The sequence below is a fragment of the Streptomyces sp. B15 genome, assembly GCF_018070605.1.
GTDB classification, from domain to species: domain Bacteria; phylum Actinomycetota; class Actinomycetes; order Streptomycetales; family Streptomycetaceae; genus Streptomyces; species Streptomyces smyrnaeus.
Window position 1 is genome coordinate 1 of the sequence record NZ_JAGPXJ010000193.1, and the last position, 2,297, is coordinate 2,297.

The 2,297-nt window shown below is 73.0% G+C and carries 2 protein-coding genes; both read right to left on the reverse strand.

What is annotated here, in order from left to right:
- A partial coding sequence (locus tag KBY19_RS35740) for a polyketide synthase (RefSeq protein WP_282107158.1) occupies positions 1-676 on the reverse strand: 676 nt, incomplete at its 3' end.
- 13 nt (positions 677-689) lie between these two features.
- On the reverse strand, positions 690-2,297 hold a 1,608-nt coding region (locus tag KBY19_RS35745), incomplete at its 5' end, for a beta-ketoacyl reductase (protein ID WP_210967506.1).

Here is a 2,297-nt window from a genome sequence, read left to right on the forward strand (position 1 = left end):
TGGCGAGGGTGCTTTCGCCTTGGCGTAGGGATTGGATGGCCAGGTGGGTGGCGACCAGGGAGGAGGAGCAGGCGGTGTCCACCGTCAACGCGGGCCCCTGGAACCCGAACGTATACGCCACCCGACCCGATACGAAGCTGCCGAGGGTCCCCAGCCCCCAGCGTCCGGCGACCTGCTCGGAGTTGGCGCGCGTGAGGTGGGAGTAGTCCTGGAACATGGTGCCCGCGAAGACGCCTGTCCGGCTGCCGCGCATGCTCTCGGGGTCGATGTGGGCGTTCTCGAACGCCTCCCACACACCCTCCAGCAGCAACCGCTGCTGCGGATCCATCGCCAGCGCGTCCCGTCGGCTGATCCCGAAGAAGCGGGGATCGAACTGCGTCGCGGTCGACAGGAAGCCGCCCGAGCGCACGTAACTCGTCCCCGGATGGCTCGGGTCCGGGTGGTAGACCGCGTCGATGTCCCAGCCCCGGTCGGTGGGGAAGCCGGATATCGCATCCCGGCCCTCGGCCACCAACCGCCACAACTCCTCCGGCGAGTTCACCCCGCCCGGAAGGCGGCAGGCCATCCCCACCACCGCGATCGGCTCCCGGCTCCGCTCCTCCCGGTGACGTAGCCGGGCGTTCTCCTTCATCGCCGAGCGCAGCGCGGTCAGGACGTCGTCGTTGTCAACAGCCATCGAGGGTCCAATCTCACGAGTCGTCTCGGTTGTCGCTCAGCGCCAGTCGGACGAGTTCTTCGGCATCCAGGTCATCGACTCCGGCGGCCGGATCGAAGGCGTCCTCGGGGCCGTCCGGATCGGTACCGTCCTGCGCGGCGGTAGTCAGGGAGCCGAACAGCTCCCGCAGTACGACCGAGGCCACCGACCGCGGCGTGGGGTGGTCGAAGATCACCGTCGCCGGCAGGTGCAGGCCCGCCATCGTGTTGAGGCGGTTGCGCAGCTGCACCGCACCGAGTGAGTCCAGACCGATGTCCTTCAGGGGCCGGTCGGGTGGTACCGCGTCCGCGCCCGGGTACCGCAGCACTGCGGCGACCTCGCCCCGCACCAGGCGCAGCACCTCGTTCTCCCGGTCGCTCGGGGACAGCCCGGCCAGCGTCTCGACGGTGGCCGCCGGGGTGGCGGCCTGCTGGGCCGACCCCGTTGGCACCAGGCCGTGCAGCACGGGTGGGGCCATCCCGGCGGCGGCCTGTGCGCGCACCGCGGCCAGATCGAGGCGGGCGGCCAGCACGACGGGGTCGGGAGAGTCGAGGGTCGCGTCCAGCAGGTGGAGCCCTTCCTCGGCGGACAGGGCGATCACTCCGCTGTCGGCCAGGCGGGAGGTGTCGCTCTCGTCGAGGTGCCCGGTCATGTCGCCGGGCTGCTCCCACAGCCCCCAGGCGATCGATGTCGCGGGCCGCCCCGTCGCCCGCCGGGCCTGGGCGAGCGCGTCGAGGAAGGCGTTGGCCGCGGCGTAGTTGCCCTGTCCAGGGCCGCCGAGCACGCCCGCCAGCGAGGAGAACAGGACGAAGGCCCCGAGCCGGTGTTCGGCTGTCAGCTCGTGCAGATGCCAGGCGGAGTCGGCCTTGGCCCGCAGCACCCGGTCGAGTGCGTCGTCGGTCAGCGAGGTGATCAGGCTGTCCTCGAGGACGCCGGCCGCGTGGACGACCGCGCCCAGCGGGTGCTCGTCGGGTACCGAGGCGAGCAGCGCGGCCACCGCTGCCCGGTCGGAGACGTCGCACTCGGCGACCCGGACGTGCACCCCGAGCCCGGTCAGCTCCTCGACAAGGGCCGGCGCTCCCTGAGCGGACATCCCCCGACGACTGGCCAGCAGCAGGTTCCGTACGCCGTGCCCGGTGGCCAGATGGCGGGCGACCAGCGCGCCCAGGCCGCCGGTGCCGCCGGTGACCAGCACCGTGGTCCGCGGGTCGAACGCGGCCTCGGCACCCTGGGCACGCCGACGGGCGACTCGGGGAACCAGCAGGGCGCCGTCGCGGAGTGCCACTTGGGGCTCGTCCGCTGCCAGCGCCGCGCCCAGCCTCGCCGTGTCGGCTTCGGCACCGAGGTCGACCAGGGCGAAGGTGTCCGGATGCTCCGCCTGGGCACTGCGTACCAGCCCCCACACCGCCGCCGAGGCGGGGTCCGGCTCCTCGTCGGGCAGCGCGGCCACCGCACCTCGGGTGAGCAGGGCCAGCCGGGTGCGCGGCGAGCGGTCGGCCGCCGGCCACTCCCGCAGCAGCGACAGCACCCGGTGCGTCGTCGCACGTGCGGCCTCCGCAGCCGGCAGCCCCTCGGGCGTTTCGACGGGTACGAGGAGCCACGC